The sequence below is a fragment of the Flavobacterium sp. 1 genome, assembly GCF_002797935.1.
Classification (GTDB): Bacteria; Bacteroidota; Bacteroidia; order Flavobacteriales; family Flavobacteriaceae; genus Flavobacterium.
Genome location: NZ_PGER01000001.1, coordinates 1,964,385 through 1,985,056, shown reverse-complemented (window position 1 = coordinate 1,985,056; position 20,672 = coordinate 1,964,385). Strand labels below are relative to the sequence as shown.

At 35.2% G+C, this 20,672-nt stretch carries 9 protein-coding genes; 8 read left to right on the top strand and 1 reads right to left on the bottom strand.

Annotation, left to right across the window (positions count from 1 at the left end; translation table 11 throughout):
* Positions 1–63: 63 nt before the first annotated feature.
* Entirely contained in the window at positions 64–819 is a 756-nt protein-coding gene (locus tag CLU83_RS08000; RefSeq protein ID WP_100431113.1) for an NADPH-dependent F420 reductase, read from the bottom strand.
* A gap of 117 nt (positions 820–936) precedes the next feature.
* Between CLU83_RS08000 and CLU83_RS07995 the strand changes: the two genes are divergently transcribed.
* The 8 genes from CLU83_RS07995 (at position 937) to CLU83_RS07960 (ending at position 20,628) form a co-directional block, all read left to right on the top strand.
* Positions 937–1,287, top strand: a complete 351-nt coding sequence (locus CLU83_RS07995; protein WP_100431112.1) for a helix-turn-helix domain-containing protein — start codon at positions 937–939, stop codon at positions 1,285–1,287.
* Between the two features lie 545 nt (positions 1,288–1,832).
* Entirely contained in the window at positions 1,833–6,005 is a 4,173-nt protein-coding gene (locus tag CLU83_RS07990) for a hybrid sensor histidine kinase/response regulator transcription factor (RefSeq protein WP_100431111.1), read from the top strand.
* 731 nt (positions 6,006–6,736) lie between these two features.
* Positions 6,737–9,814, top strand: coding sequence for a TonB-dependent receptor (locus CLU83_RS07985; RefSeq protein WP_157802039.1), 3,078 nt, complete (start codon positions 6,737–6,739; stop codon positions 9,812–9,814).
* Positions 9,815–9,836: 22 nt separating this feature from the next.
* The gene (locus CLU83_RS07980) at positions 9,837–11,324 is read left to right on the top strand and encodes a RagB/SusD family nutrient uptake outer membrane protein (protein ID WP_100431109.1); all 1,488 of its coding nucleotides are present in this window, start codon (positions 9,837–9,839) and stop codon (positions 11,322–11,324) included.
* A 1,592-nt stretch (positions 11,325–12,916) separates the two neighbouring features.
* Positions 12,917–13,954 (top strand): winged helix-turn-helix domain-containing protein, encoded by a 1,038-nt coding sequence (locus CLU83_RS07975; RefSeq protein ID WP_232727016.1) that lies wholly within the window; start codon positions 12,917–12,919, stop codon positions 13,952–13,954.
* A 229-nt stretch (positions 13,955–14,183) separates the two neighbouring features.
* Positions 14,184–17,444 carry a SusC/RagA family TonB-linked outer membrane protein gene (locus CLU83_RS07970; RefSeq protein ID WP_100431108.1) on the top strand — a complete coding sequence of 1,087 codons (3,261 nt, stop codon included), beginning with the start codon at positions 14,184–14,186 and terminating at the stop codon, positions 17,442–17,444.
* Between the two features lie 20 nt (positions 17,445–17,464).
* Positions 17,465–19,237, top strand: coding sequence for a RagB/SusD family nutrient uptake outer membrane protein (locus CLU83_RS07965; RefSeq protein ID WP_100433673.1), 1,773 nt, complete (start codon positions 17,465–17,467; stop codon positions 19,235–19,237).
* A gap of 68 nt (positions 19,238–19,305) precedes the next feature.
* Positions 19,306–20,628, top strand: coding sequence for an alginate lyase family protein (locus CLU83_RS07960; protein WP_100433672.1), 1,323 nt, complete (start codon positions 19,306–19,308; stop codon positions 20,626–20,628).
* Positions 20,629–20,672: the final 44 nt, after the last annotated feature.

Below are 20,672 nucleotides of genomic sequence, written 5' to 3'. Positions count from 1 at the left end.
CAAAGAATATTTAAAATAAATCTTTCCTAATGGGAAGGGATTTTTTTTTATAACCAGTTTTCTTTAAACAGATTTAGGATTTTTTTGAAACAATGCTCTATTGAATTTAACTACATCGGGATGAGACGGATATGATGGGAGAGATGAAAGACCAGCAATTGCTTTATCTCTTATAGAAGGGGCATCTTCTTTTATGCCATCTGCAAGTGCCTGTTTTAGTTCTTCTGCGTTAAGTTCTGTACAGTAAGCAGGTGTGCCTGGTTGGTGTCTCCAAGATTCGGAAAGATCCCCAGAGTCAACCACATCATAACCAGCATCATTAATTAATCCGGCAATTACTTTTTTTGCCTCTGCATCATCACCAGCTACAGCCATTGCAATTCTGTCTTCAGCACCGGGTTCTTTTCCGCCATTTTCAAGTGTTTCTGCCAATAAATTGTTGAATGCCTTTATTACGGGTCTTCCCAATTGTTCAGAGATCCAAACACTTTCCACTTTTCCGTTTTTTATCTCTTCAATATCGGCATCGCGGAATGGATAATAATTCGAAGTGTCAACCACAATTACATTTTCCGGAACGTTTGCTAACAAATCTTTGGGTATAGTTGGGATTGCTATCGTCGGCACTGATAAAATTATGACATCTACGTCTTTTACAACATCCTTTAGAGTTGAAGCTAATACACCTAATTCTTCAGCGCGAGCATTTAATTTAGCAACATCGCCTGAATTATTCACTTTCACATTGTGACCAGCTACAGCCATCTTTTTTGCGATCGTACCGCCGATTGCACCGGTACCTATTATTCCTATTTTCATATTATTGATATTTATGATTTATTTTTATTTAAAAGTATTCTTTGCAAAATTAAAAAATATTACTTTCTTTTGTATAGTACTTTCCCGTAGGAAAGTAAAATATTAAATTGTAAAACTATGGCACAGAAGAAAATACATTGTGATTGCCTCGATACAATAAAACCAGTTAGGGATGCACTAGATGTGATAAGCGGAAAATGGAAGTTGCCTATCATAATTTCAATCGGAGTTGGAAATGATAGGTTTACGGATATACAGGAGAGTATTCCAGGCATTACACCAAAGGTACTGGCAAAAGAATTAAAAGATTTAGAGCAGCATAAATTGATTAAGCGTGTAGTAATAGGAGATTATCCTGTAAAGATTTCTTATAGGGTAGAAGAATATGCTGATACTCTAACCCCAGTTATTTATTCACTAAAAGACTGGGGAGTGAATCATCGAAAAAAAGTTTTCGATACTGTTTGATTTTTAATATGTAAAATGATTTAATTAATGCAAGATAAAAATCCTTATATCTTTCATTTAACAGCTATAAAATGGTTCGTAAGCATCACCATTAAATTTAAAGCTTTCAAAGTCATTGATTTCGATAATCTTTTTAGTTCGAAAAAATAATTGCTTTTTTTATTGATGGATACACCTTCACATGGATTGAGATTTGAATTAAAATCAAATAAATATTTTTGAAATATACATGTCATTATTTGTTAAAGATTAATGGTGCCCCGAACTACTTATCGCTGCCAAAAATCACAAACCTCAAAGTCATTTGATTTCGAGGTTTTTTTATGATTGATTTAGAATGATACTGTTTGTCAGAAAGAGGATTTAATTTAAAGAATTTAATAATAATGAAAGTTTTTACTTCTTTTTTACTTGAATCCTAAAAAGAGTTGAATTAATAAGGCAGAATTATAGATTATGATTTATATATATCTTTTTTTATTCCTTATTTTTGAAGACTTTGATAAAAATTTAAATTAAATTGTAACATATTGACAAGAAATGCTATGAATAGCAAAAAAATAATAGGGTGGTTGTTTTTCTTGATTACCTATTTTTCACAGGCACAATACTCTAATTTGAAGTTTGAAAACTTGGATACTTCAAAAGGGCTTTCGAGCAGTACTTCGGTTGATATTTTTCAGGATCATGAAGGGTTTTTATGGTTTGGAACGATTGACGGTCTTAATAAGTACAATGGATACGATTTTGAAATTTATCGTAATATTCTTGATGACTCTAATTCTATCAGTAACAATAGAATTACTGTGATAAAAGAAGATAGTCAAGGACGTTTATGGGTTGGGACTAGCAATGGATTAAATGTTTTTGACAGAAATACTGAAAAATTTCATAAGATTGATCTATATCAAAAAAAGAAAAAGGAGGCGGATTTTCGAGAGGAAATCAACGGACTTTTGTACCATAAAATTGATAATACCCTTTGGGTAGCTACCAAAAACGGAGTTACCAAACTCTTGTTAGACCAGATTGAAGGTGGTTCTTATGATAGGATTAAGTTTGATTATTATAATTTTAATCCAAAGGATTTACAATCAATAGATAACAATGATGTTACAAGTGTTGTCGAGGATGAAAAAAGAAATATCTGGCTCGTAACCAAGGCAAATCATCTGCATAGATATAATCCCGATACAGATAATTTTACAAGATTTCCGATTGATTTCAAAGGGAGTCAATATTTGAATCATTTGCCAAAACAAATTTTAATAGACAAAGATGGTAATTTTTGGATTGGAAATGATTTGTCTCATTTGTTTTTGTTTGACATACATAAAGGGACTTTTAAGGATGTATCTCCTTTAAAGAAAAGTGTTCCAATTTTTCATCTTTATCAAGACAAAAAAGGTATTGTCTGGATTTCTACAGATGGGGATGGGATATTTTTAATGGATAAAAAGAAAGGTTTACTGCAACACTTGATACATAATCCAAATAATCCTTTTTCATTATCAAACAACCAGCCTTCGAAAGTTTTGGAGGATAAAAATGGGATTTATTGGATCGCTTCATACAACAGTGGGGTTAGCAAATTGGCAATATCTAAATCCTCATTCGGGCATTATTTTTATAAACCGGAAAGCAATGAAGGTTTGAGTGCTAAAACTGCACAATCTGTTTTGGAGGACGGCAAAAAGAGAATTTGGATTGGCACTGATGGAGGAGGCTTGAATCTTTTTGATGAAAAGAAAGGTACATTTAAACATTTCATGGCAAAGTCTGGGGATCCAAATTCCTTGAGTTCTGATAAGATTACATATCTGTTGGAGGGCAGTAATAATATTCTTTGGGTATGTACGTGGGATGGCGGCTTGAACAAGTTTGAAACCGATAAAGGAATAGCTAAATCGTATCAATACAATCGAAATAATCCTTTTTCAATAGGACAGAATACAGTCTGGTATGCCGAAAAGGATTCCCAAAACAGATTATGGTTGGGAACATCAACGGCAGGCTTAAATTTATTTGATCCCGTTACTGAAAAATTTTACCAATACAAGAATATTCCGGAAGATCCAAAAAGCATCATAAGCAATTTTGTCTTTTCACTTTTTATTGATTCAAAAAACAGACTATTCACAGGTACTGCACAGGGATTATGTTATACGGAGTTGGCCAAACTTAAAGGACGGATACCTGAAAAAATGCCATTCACGGAAATTAAAATAAAAAACATTCTAGGGAACCGCGTTAATCATATAATCGAGGATTATAAGCGAAATATTTGGGTTGGAACCGATATGGGATTGTATGAACTTGATTCCAATTTGAATTTAAAAAATTCCTATTCTTCCTTGAATGGACTGCCAAATAATTTAGTCGTGGGTATCCAAGAAGACAATAACCGGAATTTATGGATTACAACCAAAGGCGGTTTGTCGCTACTTAATCCGAGAACGAGGGCGTTTAAAAATTTTAATGTGCATGATGGGTTACAGGGAGCGGAATTTCAAAGCAAGTCTATCGACAAGACCCATGACGGGCGCATTATTGTGGGTGGTATAAATGGTTTTAATATTTTTAATCCAAATAGTATTTCTTTAAAATCAAATGTAGTAAGTCCTGTCATTACAGAAATTAGACTGTTCAATAAAAGGATAAATCCAGGTGATACCATCAAGGGAAGGATACTGTTAAAAGAATCGGTAAGTATTACGAAAGAAATTGAACTTCATTATAACGAGGGATATATTTCTTTTGGTTTTGTCGCGCTAAATTATCAAAATCCGGAACGCGTTAAATATGCCTACAAGATGAATGGGTTGGATGAAAACTTCATTAATGCCGGTAATGTCAGGGTGGCTAACTATTCTAATTTAGAGCCGGGTACTTATACATTTGAAGTAATAGCCTCAGTAGACGGCCAGTGGGAGCAGGCAAGAAAAACCACAATTCGGGTTGAAGTGTTGTCGCCACCATGGAAGACTTGGTGGGCTTATTGCATTTATGTACTGGTGATTTTTTCGGCACTTTGGTTCTCTGTGTATTATTACACTAAAAAGGTAAGGGAAGACAAAGAGCAGGAATTAGATCAAATGAAATTAAACTTTTTTATCAATGTTTCTCATGAGTTTAGAACACCGCTTACATTAATTTTAAATCCAGTTGATAAAATTCTTTCTGATTACAATGATCCCGAGGAAGTCAAAAAATCAGCTTTAATTATACAAAGAAGCAGTAGGCGTTTGCTGCATCTTGTTAATCAGCTTCTTGATTTACGGAAAATGGATCTTGGAAAAACGCCGTTGGAAATTACCAATATAAATATCGTGAAGTTCAGTAAAGACGTTTTTTTGTTGTTTGAAGATTTAGCCAAGGCAAAAGGTATTCGGTTTGTGTTTGATGCTCCTAAAAAAGAAATTTTCGGGATGTTCGATCCGGATAAAATCGAAAAAATTCTAACCAATCTATTGTCAAATGCAGTTAAATTTACGGAAAAAGAAGGCAGCATAAAATTGTCGATTTTGGAATTGAATAGAAAGAAAACGAAGACTATATTGTGGTTTTTCAGAAAATCAAAATTGGAAAGGGAGGTTGAAATTCGTGTTTCTGATACCGGAATAGGTTTTAAAAAAGAAGAGATGAAAGAAGTGTTTCAACGATTTTTTCATCCTGACAGCTCCAATACCGGAACTGGAATTGGATTGAATTTTATCAAAAGTTTGGTTGAGTTACACAAAGGAGAAATTTTAGTGGAAAGTCAATATCAGGCAGGGACTACCTTTATAGTAAGATTACCTGTGGATTTGCCGGTTGAGAAGAAACAATCTGCTAATTTTTATCAAGCCAGCACTTATCAAGTAGATAAGAACTCCATAACATCTGCTGAGTATGAAATTGCCATATCGAATGAAACTGAAGATGTGGTTTTGTCAGATATAGACAAAGGAAACCGTCCAGTGGTTCTCATTGTCGAGGATAACAAGGAATTGCGTAATCATCTAAAGAATGAATTGAGTAACCAATTTCAAGTTAAGGAAGCCGCTAATGGACTTATTGGATTGGAAGTAATTAAAAAACATTATCCCGATATAGTAATTAGCGATGTGATGATGCCTGAGATGGATGGTTTTGAATTATGCAGGCAGGTTAAAAATGATATAGAAACAAGCCATATTCCTGTTGTATTATTAACCGCAAGAAGTCTTGAAGAAGACCGAATTGAAGGTTATGATACTGGAGCTGATGAATATTTGTCAAAACCATTTAACATAAATGTTTTAAAAGCGCGGATCAAAAATCTGCTTGAGGCAAGAAAAAGGGCCAAAGAACGTTTTGCTTCTATTGGCAGAATATTGCCTTCCAGTGAAATTGCCACCAACACCATTGATGAAATGTTTTTGGACAAAACCACAAAAATTGTTTTAGACAATATCTCTGATCCTGATTTTGCATTAGAGGACATCATAAAAGAATTGGGATTGGGAAGGTCGCAATTTTATAGAAAAATCAGTTCTATTACGGGACAAAATCCAAGTAATTTTATTCGGACTATCCGATTAAAATATGCTTCAGAATTATTATTGAGTAAACAGTATTCTATCAAGGAACTGACTCACATGTGTGGTTTTAATTCTTCTGCTTATTTTACCAAAACCTTTAAAGAGCTTTTTGGTTTAACACCTACCCAGTATGTTGAACAAAAACAGGATCAATAATTTCTAATTGTCTTTCTTATTTGATAGAGGATAATTAATGTTTAATTTTTGGCAGTCCGAAGTTTATTCTTTAAAAAAGAATAAACTTCGGACTGTTTTCTTAATGATGATTCCCAACGGCTTGTTCTCTTCTTAATTTTAGAATATAAATCCATTTAAGCTTCTTTTACATAATCAAAATATTAGCAGGAACAGAATTCATACTACCCTCTTTGTGTTAATTTATGGGATAGTCTTTGGTTTTTTATTTGATAATATTTTTTGTTTAAAAATGTGTTATAAATAAAAAATGTGTTATTTTTTTTATTTATTATCAAAAATGAACGATAATTTATGTAGAATGAATTATAATTTATCTTTTGATTAAGCTGTTTTGGGTAATTTTGATATGTTGATAAATCAATAAATTATTAATCTTAAGGTTTATATATTGAACTATCAATAAGTTTATGGATATCGGTATTCATAGTTATAGAAAAGCTTAAACGTGCTGGATTTTAATTTTTTTAGAGGTGGGGTTTGGAACTCAAAATACAAATCTTGGTTAGTTTATAGTTTTTTGCATAGCAGTTTCTGATAGATTATCGATAGCTATATACCAAAAGGAGAAGTCAGTTTAATAATAACCCATAATTGCAAGAATCTAAATGATTTATTTAAAAAATTAATTGTTTAAGTTAAACTTTAAATGACTAATTAACCCTTAATTAACCTTAAATATGATTGAAAAAATGAGAAAAAAGTACCAGATTCCTAATTTACTCAGTAAAAAATGGGGTCTAATTGTGTTATCCATGGCACTGGTGTCTACAAACTTGTTGCAGGCCAAAGAAAATACTGTTGAACCTAGTATAGAGGTCAGAATGGTTGCAGGACAAGAAAAAATTGTTACAGGAAAGGTGATTTCTTCTGAAAATAATAATGGGATTGCTGGTGTTACTATTGTTGTGAAAGGAACGAGGAAGTCTGTTGTTACAGATTTTGACGGTAATTATAAGATTGAAGTTAGTTCTGATGATGACGTATTGGTGTTTTCTTTTGTTGGTTTGGCTAAGCAGGAAATTAAAGTAGGGGCTAGATCAGTAATTGATATAACCATGGTACCCATTGCCGCGAACCTTGAACAAGTAATTGTAGTAGGATATGGTTCTCAGAAGAAAAAAGATCTTACTGGTTCTGTTACGACTGTGAAGGCAAAAGAGATTAACGGCATCAGAGGTGGTAATGCTGCGGAAGCGTTACAAGGCAAAAGTGGTTTAACTGTAGTGTCATCGGGAGCACCGGGTGCAAGTCCTGTAGTTAGAATTCGTGGTATCGGTACCAACAGTGATTCTTCTCCGCTCTATGTAGTAGACGGTATGATGACAAATGATGTATCTTGGTTAAATCCTAAAGATGTTGAATCAATGAGTGTGTTGAAAGATGCTTCGGCTACAGCTATTTACGGTTCCAGGGGTGCAAATGGGGTAATCTTGGTTACAACAAAAAAAGGAAAATTGGGGAAAACTATTATTTCCTATTCAGGAAGTGTCGGTAGTCAATTTGTCCTTAATAATTACAAGGTTGCCAACGGAAGTCAGTATGCGGAGCTGATGAATACGGTTGCCCTCACGGCCGGACAGGCACAGCCCTACCAAAATCCTTCGCAGTATGGAAAAGGAACCAACTGGATGGATGAAATCAGCAAGGCGGGCTTGATGAGCGATCATCAGGTATCTGCTTCAGGAAGTACTGAAAATGTAAGCTACAATATAAGCTTAGGGTATTTTGGACAGGAAGGGGTTTGGAACAATACTGATTATAACCGTTGGACCTTGCGGATCAATAATGACTACAAACTGAGCAGCAAGATAAAAATAGGGCATAATTTCAATGTAAGCAGTGCAAATACAGGTCAGGCATTGACTTATAGAACAGTGCGTTCTGTTCTTTCAGGTTCACCGCTTATTATGCCTAAAAACGATCAAGGAGGATGGAATCCGATGCAGAACAATGATCTCATTAATCCTGTTGCGGAATTAGAATTGAATAAGGAAGCCAATACAAATAATCTTCGTTTTGTAGGGGACTTGTGGGGAGCCTGGGACATTATAGATGGACTTCAGTTTAAGACATCGCTTGGAGAAGACTGGATGCTTACGCGATTTGATCAGTTTCTGCCGCAGTACAGTATAAACCCGTCATTCCAATTCAATAATCCAAGCAGCTATACTGAAAATTATAGTACTAATAATACATGGTTATGGACCAATACGTTAACCTATGATAAAAAAATTAATGAGAGCCATCGTCTGAACCTGCTTGTAGGCCAGAGTTCAGAAGAGACCCAGTTCCGTGGTTTGGGAGCGACAGGCAAAAAATATGCTGTGGATAATCTGGATTATGTTTCTATATATTCGGCTAGCATAAATAACAGGACTGTAAATGCGTTTTTACCTGCAAAATCATCAAGAGCATCGTTTTGGTTCAGAACTAATTATGCATTAAAGGATCGTTATCTGTTTACGGCAACAATACGTGCCGATGGTTCTTCAAAATTCGGTACAAACAACAGATGGGGTTATTTCCCTTCTGCAGCTTTAGGCTGGAGAATCAGTGAAGAAAGTTTCCTAAAACAGCTAAGCTGGCTTGATAATTTAAAAATAAGAGGAAGCTGGGGGATGACTGGTAATGATAAAATTTTTAATAACGTGGCTTATGCTTTAGTAACACAGAGCGATGAATTTCATGCGATTTTCAATAATCAGGTAAACCCTGCTGCTGGTATTGTAAATGATTATAATCCTAATGTAAAATGGGAGAACAATGTTCAGGCTGATTTGGGTATCGAAATGAGCGCACTGGATAAGAGACTTACTTTTGAATTTGATTATTTTAACCGAAAAACAGAAGATTTACTGATGATATTGCCTATACAGGGAGGTTCTGTAGGTATAGCTCCAACATACAGTAATGCAGGCTCAGTACAAAATAAAGGATATGAGGTAATGTTAGGATGGCAGGATAGTAAAAATAATTTTAAATATGGAGTAAGCTTCACTGGAAGTTCTTTTAAAAATGAAGTTGTTGACTGGAATGGCCTTACTACCACCAATACAGCATTCTCTACAAATTTACAAACCCGCATACAGGAAGGTCAGCCTTTTAATTATTTCTATGGTTACAAAACTCAAGGAATTTATCGCACACAAGCCGATATTGACAGTTGGAATGCCTATGCAGTAAGCAAAGGAAACACAGCTTACCATACAGCCGCAAAATTAGGAGATTTGATTTATGTAGATACTAATGGTGATGGTCAGATAACTTCGGTTGACCAGACTAATATTGGAAATCCGTTCCCTAAATTCACAGGAAGCATTGCTTTGAATGCAGAATATAAAAATTTTGATTTTAATTTAGATTTTACCGGAAGTTTTGGGGCAAAGGTGATGAATAACTCTTATAACGATTTTACTTCGCCTAACAATAACATGCATACAGACTGGTTAGATTCATGGACTCCTGATAATACCGGAGCAGCTATGCCGCGTCTGGCTGCAGGATCTGTAAACATGAACAGAACTATCGATATTATGGTATTCAATGGGAACTATGTAAAATTGAGAAATGCAACACTTGGTTATACGCTGCCGGATTCAGTTACTGAAAAAATAGGGATAAGCAAATTACGATTTTATTTTACAGGATCCAACCTGTTATATTTTACTAAGTACAAAGGTTTTACTCCGGAATTGGCCGATGGGCTTGATTATAATTCTTTTCCCATCTCAGGCAGTATGCAATTTGGTATGAACCTTAATTTTTAATTAATAATAAAACTCATTAAGCATGAAAAAGCTAAAATATATATTAACCATTGCAGGATTAAGCCTTTTGGTTTCCTGTGATGATTTTCTAGATGTTACTCCTGAGGCTCAGCTGACTACTGATGTTTATTTTTCTAATGAAGAAAGCATAAATGACGCCCTTAACAGGGTATATTCTTCAGTCAACTGGCGTTTCTTCAGATTAGGAACCATGTATTTCACATCACATGAATTTTCTTCTGATGATGTAAAAATGAATACAGCTGATGTCAACTTTACCTCAGCCTATACATTCACCAATAACCCTTCTAATATATATATAGAGCGTCTTTGGGAAAGATGGTATCAGTATCTTAATGACTGTAATCAGGTTTTAAAGCTGGCAAGTAAGTATGATGACAGTAAAGCTTTGCAATATAATGCGCAGGCGCGTTACTTTAGAGCATATTGGCATTTTGATCTGGTAAATGTTTTTGGAGATGTGGTGATACGTGACCATGTACCAACGGCGGATGAATTTAATATTCCTAAAAGCCCGCAGGAAGATGTTTACAAATTGATTATCAGTGATCTTGAATATGCTGTAGAGAATCTGCCTACCAGACAAGTATGGGGAACCAGTAACCTTGGACGCGTTACAAAAGGTACAGCATTGGGATTATTGGCTAAAGTTTATCTATACAGACAGGATTATACCAATGCTTATAAGTATGCAAAACTGTTAGTACAAAGTGGTGAATACAGTCTTGACCCTAACTTTAGAAATTTGTTCGCTATCGACGGAAAATATTCTGTTGAGAGTATGATGCCGGGACAGTATATCTATCAGAATATTGCCGGACGCACCAGAAATCCTTATGTAGAATTTCAGGGAATACCGGGATCGGGTCTTGGAAGTGCATTTTTTGCTCCATCTGATGATTTAGTGAATAGTTTTGAAGTTAATGATCCACGTAAAGCCGCTTCTATTTTTAACAAGGGAGAAACAATTGAAGGTTATACAGGTGCCATTAATTGGGCTTCCGGGTTTCAATATGCAAATAAAAAAGTTATTTGGCCGGCGACACAATGGCCTGATGCTGATTTTTTTAAGCAACAACTAAATCTTCCATTTCTGCGCTATGCTGATTTATTACTTATTTATGCAGAAGCAGCCAATGAATTAGGTAATAGTGGAGATGCACTTAATGCGCTGGAGCAGGTGCGTTTTAGAGCTCGTGGCAATAAAACATTCTTGCAGGCTGGTGTACTGCCACAAATTACGGAAACTGACAAGGTTAAATTGCGTCAGCTTATTTGGAAAGAACGAAGAGTAGAACTTGCTATTGAAGGTAACCGCTGGTTTGATTTAGTTCGCTATGAAAAAGTTGTTCCTGGCTATACCACCAATATTATGAACAATTTAGGCAGATCCAATTTTAATTATGCTAAGAACAGTAAATTTCCAATTCCGTCTACATTTGTTACAAATTCAAATGGTGTTTTGATACAAAATCCTAATTGGCAATAGTTTTTAAAATAGCCGCTGTCGGGTCAATTTAATTACTTTTTTGGCGTCAGTTATAGATTTAATTTTCTCGTCAGTCCGAGGTTTATTCTTTGTAAAAAGGATCAAACTTCGGATTGACTTTTTTAATGATTATCCCCAGTGGCTTATTTCTGTTTTTTTTTTAATATTAACTGCATGTATTGTTCTTGGAAATATTTTCTTGTTGTTTCTGTTCTTTTTCTCATTTTTAGTTTTCCATTTTTTTGCTCCAATGTGTCTGTTTTCTTAGCGTTTGACTTGCATTGAATCTTTAGTAAGATGCATTTTCTATCTAGGGCAATATCTTTTAACACATAATCTGTTTAGGTACATCACCATATAGCGGGGTTTCTGCAGGTAGCTTATCGATTATTTTTTTAATGCTTTGGCATCCCAGTTTTACCTAGTGTAAAATAAAAATCTATTGTAATTCAGTATTTTGAGTTGAGTAATTACACTTTAATTCCACAAAAATAATTTCACATACCGCAGTGGTATAACCTCTCCATTTTTTATGGTTATGAATGCGTATACTTACTGTTATATGCCTCAACTATTAAAGAATTTACGGTATAATAGATTTTTTAACATTAGTCTTTAAGGTAAGAACGGGTGTACGACAAAATTTCGATACTTGTATGACAAATTACATTTCTTAGGGAAGTTTTAAAAAAATCTACTTAAATCTGCCTGCAATTTTTCACGCAGATTCGGCAGATTTACGCTGATAAAAATATAAATAAGGCTATTCTGATTAGATTTAGGGAATAACTTTTAAAAACGGAAAATTGTCCTGTACTCGATCTAATTCGGCAGCTGTTTTTTTAGCTCCAATTTCTCAAAAGTTATCCCAAGAAGAATGAATAATTAAACTAATTCATTTTTGAAAAACAAAGAAAATAGATTTGCTCTTTCGCTAGCCTAATGCGAAATTATCTTTTTTTATTTAATCACTAAAGCTCTATTTTTTTTAATAATTCGTTTTTTTTAAAACTAATTATTTCTGAATCAATAATAATATAGAAAATATAGTTTTTGCTTAATTAATTTGAAATGATAATTAAGTGAATTATTCAGTCTTTTTTTTAATACAATCTTCAAAATAAGAAAAACCCGTATTTTCTCTTAATTTACTGGGATAATGGGTTATAATTTATGTATAATGGATGATAATTTATAAGTTAAAAGAGCTATTGTTAGTAATATTGACAAATCAAACAAGTTCTTCCAAACGTAATAGTAGGCAAAACTAATTTCATATTACTTCTATTTTTTCTACTCTAGAATTTTTAAAGGTTAAATCATAAATAAATGAATTTTAGTAAAAGCATATCAATTTGATAAAAAATATACTGATTAAATAAATTTTTGCTATTCAGTAAAAAAGTAAGACTAAACACAGAATAGGAATCTATTTTACATAAAAAGAGCAGGGGATGTGATTAGGATTAGAAGAAACAAAATTTGGTTAGTTTGTGTTGGTTGCATGACAGCTGCCGATAGTTATTATTGGCAGCTGTAAACCAAATTCTAAAGCAGCCTGAATTATTTAGATGATTTTAAAAGTTATTCAAATGGAAAATTTTGTAAAAATTAAAGATATAATATCAATTAGTGATTACTCAAGAGTTCGCAAGCATAAGCAGATTGTTGATTCTGTTATGAGTGCTACTCGAATGGGGGCTTTGAGTTTTAACGACAAATTGCCATCGGTAAATGAATTGGCGTTTGATCATAATGTTTCAAGAGATACGGTTGTGAGGGCTTATGCTTTTTTAAAAGAGAATAATGTTATAGAATCTATACCTGGCAAGGGATACTATCTAAAGTTGGCATGTAATGATTTAAAATTAAAAGTTTTTTTATTGTTTAATAAGTTAAGTCCATGCCAAAAGAAAATTTTTGATGCTTTAACAAGTATTCTTAATGAGTTTGCGATAATTGATTTTTATGTATATCAAAATGATTATGCGCAGTTTAAAAAACTGATACTAAACAGTAAGTCGAAAGACTACACACATTATATTTTAAATACACATTTTGATGATAGAGACCAAGATGTTGTTGAATTTATCAAAAGCGATATTCCATTAGAGAAGCTTATTATGCTTGACAAAAAAATGGACAAACTCGGTGAAGTTGCCTGTGTTTATCAGGATTTTGAAAGTGATATTATTTCTGCTCTAATAGAATTAAATCCGTTACTAAAAAAATATAAGGCTATTAAGCTAGTATTTCCTGAAAAAAGTCATTTGCCTCAAGGGATAAAAACTGGATTTTTCAAATTTTGCAATGAGTTTAAATATGATTGGAGTATCGTTGAAGATGCAGTTAATGAAAAATTAGAAAAGCGGACAGTATATATTAATGTTGAAGAAAATGACCTAATACATCTTATAAAGCAAATAAAAAGCAATGATTTTGTAATAGGCGAAGATATTGGTATTATTTCCTATAACGATTCTTCTTTAAAAGAGGTCTTGCTTGACGGAATTACTGTTATTTCATCTGATTTTGATCAATTAGGCAAACAGGCTGCTCATATGGTTTTGAAAAATGGAAAAGAGCAAATTCGGAATGGGTTTGGTGTTTTTGTCAGGAACTCATTGTAGTGTTTAATGTCATGGCTGACAGAACGGTATGTTAAAGGTAGCTGATTGCCAAATTACTCCAATACTATTTTTTAATCAATCGCAATAATTCATTAACAGTGTTGCGAATTCTTATTCCTGCTGTTGTAAAATCATGGCTGTTTGCAATAAATAGAAGAGGATAGTTTTAATAAAATATGAAAATAAATAACCAAAAAAAGAAAAATTATTAACCAAAATGAATTGTTTTATGAACAGACCGAAAATCATTCAGCATAAGCTGAAATTTTTATCAAAACCAACTTTGTTAGTGTTATTATTAGGAAGTAGTGTGGTAGGGGAAGTGTACGCTACGAATTCTGATAGTTCTGTTAACCTAAGTTTGAATGCTGCTAAGCTAGAAAGTGTGCAGCAAAATATTACGATAACGGGGAAAGTAGTTTCTGCCGATGATAATATGGGGATTCCTGGAGTTAACGTTTCCATAAAAGGTGTTAAAGGAGGTACGGTTAGTACTGATTTTGATGGAGGATATGTTATAAATGTTACGTCACCCGATGCGATATTAGTATTTAGCGAGATTGGTTTTAGAGCCCAAGAAGTTAAAGTGGAGTCGCAAAGAGTAATCAATGTGAAATTAGTACCAGATGTTTCTAAATTAAATGAAGTAGTAGTTGTAGGGTATGGAACCCAGAAAAAAGCAACATTAACAGGAGCGGTAGAAATTATAAGTTCTAAGGTATTTGAAGATCGTGCGGTTACAAACGTAGGTTTGGCACTTCAAGGACAAACACCTGGTTTAGTTGTTACCAGAAGCTCATCCCGACCAGGAAATGAGGGGTTGGCATTTGCTATCCGTGGTGCCTCTTCAGTCAATGGGTCTGAACCATTGATTATTGTGGATGGAGTACCGGTATTAAATGCTCAATCTTTTCAAAATATGAATCCCGATGATATAGAAAGTATCTCGGTTTTAAAAGATGGTTCCGCTGCTATTTATGGTTCCCGTGCATCTAATGGGGTTGTTTTAGTAACTACAAAAAGGGGGAAAGGAAAAATTAAAGTGAACTTTAATACCAATCTTCGTTTTGTTACTAATGGTCTGGTTGGTTATTCACCTACTATGCAGGAATATGCTACGATGTGGTTAGAGGCCAACAAGGAAGAGACTACGCCTAACTGGTGGATTTGGGGTAATAAAGATAATCTGTTAAACATGCAGAAGGGAGTTGAAGGGAAATACGATCTTTTTGGTACAGATTTCTTTATATTCAATGCAAACCGTATTGAAGAAATGTTTTCTACCCGCTATTCCTACCAGCATAACTTGAGTGTTTCTGGTGGAGACGATAAATCGACTTACCGTTTATCTTTGGCATTTGCAGATAATCAGGGTAATTTGGCAACGGCTTATGATGGAGAGAAACAGTTAAATGCCCGTTTTAATTATGATTTCAATTTGTCGGAAAGATTAAAATTGGAGTCAAGCATCAGTATTATCAATACTAATGCAGGTCAGCCATCTAAAGGGTTAGGAGCCATACTTTATTCAACAGATATGCCTTTCTACCCAGCAAAAAATCCGTATGGACAATGGTTTGCTCCTTTTAACGGGATTGATGGTGGCGCTATTAAAAATTCGGCTGCAACCACTTCCGATGGGGGCAGGTATGATAAAAAACGACTAACTGGTCGCGTAGATTTGAAAGGAACCTATAAAATATGGAACGGAATATCTATAGAAGGCTTGGCTTCCATTCAAAACGAGCGATTTAATGATGAAAGATATGTGATTCCTGTAAGATTATATGATTGGTATGGGAATCCTAAAGGCAATGCTTATCAAACCGATGGAGTTAACAACGTTTATCAAGCCAGTGCAGAGTCAAAATTTTATCATTATTATCAGGCATTATTGCGCTACGATAAAACCTTTAATGAGAAACATAATGTTTCAGTTATGGGTGGTGTAAATGCTGAAAAATGGACTGCCCAAGGGATAAGTGCATCACGTGTGGGATTTGAAGATTTGGGTATTTATGATATCAGTGTAGCAGCTACTACCACGCAAACAAACGGAGGTTATAAAGATATTAACGGCCGCTACTCGTATCTGGCACGATTAAATTATAACTACAATGAAAAATACATTGCCGAAGTGACAGGAAGAAGGGATGGTAACTCGCGTTTTGCAAAAGGCTACAAGTTTCAAAATTTTGGATCGGCTCAGTTGGGTTGGGTATTTACCAAAGAGGAATTTTTAAGCCCTATTGACAACATTCTTAATTTTGGTAAGCTTAGAGGAAGTATTTCAAGTACTGGTAACGAGGCAAAAGGCTTAGGAGCGTTTGACTATCTTTCTCTTATGGGCATTGGTTCGGCGGTTTTAGGGCAGCCTGCTTCACAACAAACGGCATCATATAATAATGGTTTGATTAGCTATACGCGTACTTGGGAACGAGTAACACAAAAAAATGTGGGTATCGACCTTGGTTTTTTTACGAATCGTTTGACTACTAATTTCGACCTTTATGAAAAAGAAAATATAGGGATGTTGATTGGGGTAACCTATCCATCTGTATTGGGAGGAGCACCGCCTAAAACCAATAGCGGAAATTTCAATACCAAGGGATGGGAATTTGTTATTGGCTGGAAAGACAATATCAAGGATTTTAGCTACAACGTATCCTTCAACATGGGTGACGCAAAAACTATGGTAAGCGGGGTAGAAAACGCTGATAGCTATGGTGCAGGTCAAAACGGAATTGTAAATGGACTTCCATGGAAACCTATATTTTTATACAAGACCGATGGTTATTTTAAAGACCAAGCAGATGTTGATGCCTATTATCAAGCTTACGGAACTAGTGATGCTTTAGCAGGTTTACCAAAAAATAATCAAGCTGTAGCTTTACGTCCTGGGGATACGAGAAGAGTTGATGTTGCAGGAACAGGGAATATTACAGCAAATGGCAATAAGAATAGTTCATTGGTTTATATGGGAGATGGAACACCGCATTATACTTATGGAATTAACATGGGAGCAACTTGGAAGGGGTTTGATTTCAATACTTTTTTTCAAGGTCATCTAGAGCAAAATATTATGCGTTCGGGATATATGGCTTATCCATTTAGAGCATTATTTACTAACCAGAATCCAACCTTTTTGGGAAAAACCTGGACTGAAGAAAATCCTGATGCAATGTATCCTCGTTTAACTGTTAATCCAACCCGTGCAGGATGGAACTATGGTAATAACGATTTTATGCTACAGAACAGCCGTTATATCCGACTAAAAACATTGATAGTAGGATATTCACTTCCAGCAGGATTAACAAGCCGTTTGAAGTTAACTAAAGTAAGAGTGTATTTCTCTGGTAATGATCTATGGGAAGCATCAAGTATTAAAGATGGATTTGATCCGGAGTCAGGCGAAAATGCGACGGATGGTGATAATGCAGGGTATCCTTTTGGACGTACTTGGTCTTTTGGATTAAATATTGGATTCTAATAACTTAAATGAAAAAAACAATGAAAAAAATATTGAATTATATAGTTCTCGGAGGTCTTTTTTTAGGCTTGTCGGGCTGTCAGGACGATTTTATTGATTTAAATCCACCTGGACAATTTACTGATGCAGTCTATTTCAAAAAACCAAGTGATTTTAAAGCGTATACTACCGGTTTTTATGGTCAGTTACAAGGATGGGATTTTGGAAATATGGATAATGGCTCAGATTTGTCGGCCAATGCGAACGGCACTGGTGCGGCTTTAGGACAAGGTACTATTGCAACAGGGAGTACCAATTGGGATTATGGCGGTATCCGTGTCTGTAATATTTTATTAGCTAAGGCAAATGAATACAAAGGAGAAGGAAGTATAGGCCAATATGTGGGTGAAGCCCATTTCTTCCGTGCCTATGCCTATTTTAACTTACTAAAAACTTTTGGAGGAGTGCCTTTGGTAACAACAGTATTAGATACTGATTCTCCTGAATTATTTAAGCCTCGAAACAGCCGTTACGAAGTGGTTGCGCAAATTTTAAGTGATTTAGATAAAGCTATTTCAAATCTTCCTACAGAACAGAATTTGGCAGGTGCCGATAAAGGCAGGATAAGTAAAGGGGCTGCTATGGCCTTAAAAGCACAAGCCGAACTATACGAAGCCACATGGGAAAAATATGTAGGCAAGGATGCAGATGGAGATGGTACTGCAATTGGTGCAGGAACAACAGGATATAATGCAGCCAACACAAAAATTTACTTGGCAGATGCCGTGGCACTGTGTAAAGAAATCATGGATAATGGGGGCTACGAACTTTGGAACAAGAATGCCGATTCCAAAATGACTAATTTAAGCTCTTGGTATTTGTTCAATCTTGAAGATGCGGGATCTAACCCTGGGGGATATGATAAATCTACAAATAAGGAGTTCATTTTATACAGCGTCTATGACTATACATTTAAACAGTCCAGAAAAAATATTAGTTGGACATCCTGGCAGCTCTATCCGAGCCGCAAATTTGTTGATATGGCAGTTTGTACGGATGGATTACCGGCAACGGCATCACCATTATTTCAAGGATATCATGCTGCAGCCGATGAATTTAAGAACAGAGATTTACGTTTGCTAAACTATTTATATAGTGCAACAACAGCACCAACCTCTGTTACTTTAGATTTTGGAAGCTTGGGATCAAGTGGATACGGTAACTCGAAGTATGCCGTGTATGGTTTTGGTACTCGTAGATTGGATAATACCGAATCGGCTAACTGGCCTATTATTAGATTGGCAGAAGTGTACTTAATATATGCAGAGGCTTTGTACGAACTAAACGGAAGCATTACCGATGAGCAATTGAATGCTTCAATCAATAAATTAAGAGATCGTGCAAAGGTAGCTAATTTGACCAATGTGTTGGCTTCTGCCAATGGTTTGGATATGAAACAAGAAATAAGAAGGGAACGAGCTGTTGAGCTATATCGTGAAGGTAAACGTTTTGATGATTTGAAGCGTTGGGGTATTTTAGAAGAATCATTAAATCCATCCCGTTTGGGTAGAGTAGTGGGTAGTGCTTCTTACGCTACACCTTTTAAAGATGCTTCCGGTAATCCTACTGCTGCTTATAAAGCAAATACTTATGTGTTTGGTGAAGAGACAGTAGAAACTCCAAAAGGTGCATTGAGTTGCGTGGTAATTGATAGTAAATTAAACCATTCAGTGGCCAAAAAACATTATTTGTACCCTATTCCTCAAAGTCAAATGCAGCTGAATAATAAGTTGCTTCAAAACCCTGGATACTAGCAAGCTGAAATTTGATAGACCTTGCAGGTTTTATGCCTGTAAGGTTTGTTTATAAAAAAATAGTAATTATGAAAGAACAACAGTTTAATTTTTACCGATTAGTGATACCGATGCTAATTTTAAGTGTGATAGGTATGGCGATGGCGTGTTCAAAATCTTCGGACGGAGATGATAATAATACAGCTCCTCCAACGGCTTCTGTACTTACTATTAAGACTTTGGATCCTTCTGTTCCTATGAAACATGTGGGAGGGCTTCATACCGAAGAAGATTTTGCAAGAATAAGAGCCAAAATAGCAGTGCAAGCTGAGCCATGGATGTCTGGATGGAATAAATTAAAAGCTAATTCGCATGCACAATCTACATATACCCCTAGTCCTGTTGAGAAATTGGTAAGAGGAGGAGGCTCTGCAGAGGAACCAGATCCGGATAATTATAGTCGTGCTTTTAATGATGCGGCTGCTGCTTATCAATTAGCATTAAGGTGGAAGATAAGTGGAGATGCTGTTTATGCCCAAACTGCAGTCAATATTCTGAATGCATGGGCTTTGACCTGTAAGCGTATTAGCGGGGATTCCAATACCGCTTTGGCGGCAGGGATATATGGTTATCAATTTGCCATTGCCGGAGAAATGCTGAGAGGGTATCAGGGCTGGAACCCAAATGATTTTACAGCATACCAAAAATGGATGAAAGATGTTTTCTACAGTTTGAATAAGGCCTTTTTAGAAACTCATTGGGGTACTTGTAAATCTCATTATTGGGCCAATTGGGACTTGGCTAACTTAACTTCAGTATTGGCAATAGGTATTTTGACAGATGACAGATCTATTTATAATTATGCCATTAATTATTTACAGAAAGGCGATGGCAATGGGAATTGGTATAAAGCCATAAACCATGTTTTTGATGGAGAAAACGAAGGTCTGGCTCAGATTCAGGAAAGCGGTCGGGACCAGGGGCATGCAACATTGTGCATTGCATTGATGGGGCATATATGCGAGTTAACATGGAATCAGGGAGATGATTTTTATGGATTGGATAATAACCGCTTCTTAAAAGCATGTGAATATACGGCAAAGTATAATGTCGCAAGGCTTAATGTTCCGTTTGCTGAGTACACTAGGAATTTTAAAGATGCCTGGAGTGTTTGTGGCGGGGTAGAAATACATACCCAAGTTAGTAGTGCTAGTCAGGGAACGGTGCGTCCTATGTGGAGTGGACCTTATTTTCATTATACGAAAATTAAAAAGGTTTCCGAAAATCTTGCAAAATATACAAAAATGGGATTAAACAGTGTTGCACCTGAAGGTGGTGGAGGCGATTATGGCCCTAATAGCGGCGGGTATGACCAATTAGGATTTGGAACACTTTTGTATACCAGAGATTAAAAATAATATTATAATTATTTCATATAATAGATAAAATTTAAACA

What these genes read in the sequence shown, in the direction of transcription:
- CLU83_RS07985 (WP_157802039.1), top strand. Translation starts at nt 6,737, where the DNA reads ATGAGAAAAAAGTACCAGATTCCTAATTTACTCAGTAAAAAATGGGGT.
- CLU83_RS07975 (WP_232727016.1), top strand. Translation starts at nt 12,917, where the DNA reads ATGGAAAATTTTGTAAAAATTAAAGATATAATATCAATTAGTGATTAC.
- CLU83_RS08000 (WP_100431113.1), bottom strand. Translation starts at nt 819, where the DNA reads ATGAAAATAGGAATAATAGGTACCGGTGCAATCGGCGGTACGATCGCA.
- CLU83_RS07970 (WP_100431108.1), top strand. Translation starts at nt 14,184, where the DNA reads ATGAACAGACCGAAAATCATTCAGCATAAGCTGAAATTTTTATCAAAA.
- CLU83_RS07960 (WP_100433672.1), top strand. Translation starts at nt 19,306, where the DNA reads ATGAAAGAACAACAGTTTAATTTTTACCGATTAGTGATACCGATGCTA.
- CLU83_RS07990 (WP_100431111.1), top strand. Translation starts at nt 1,833, where the DNA reads ATGAATAGCAAAAAAATAATAGGGTGGTTGTTTTTCTTGATTACCTAT.
- CLU83_RS07995 (WP_100431112.1), top strand. Translation starts at nt 937, where the DNA reads ATGGCACAGAAGAAAATACATTGTGATTGCCTCGATACAATAAAACCA.
- CLU83_RS07980 (WP_100431109.1), top strand. Translation starts at nt 9,837, where the DNA reads ATGAAAAAGCTAAAATATATATTAACCATTGCAGGATTAAGCCTTTTG.
- CLU83_RS07965 (WP_100433673.1), top strand. Translation starts at nt 17,465, where the DNA reads ATGAAAAAAATATTGAATTATATAGTTCTCGGAGGTCTTTTTTTAGGC.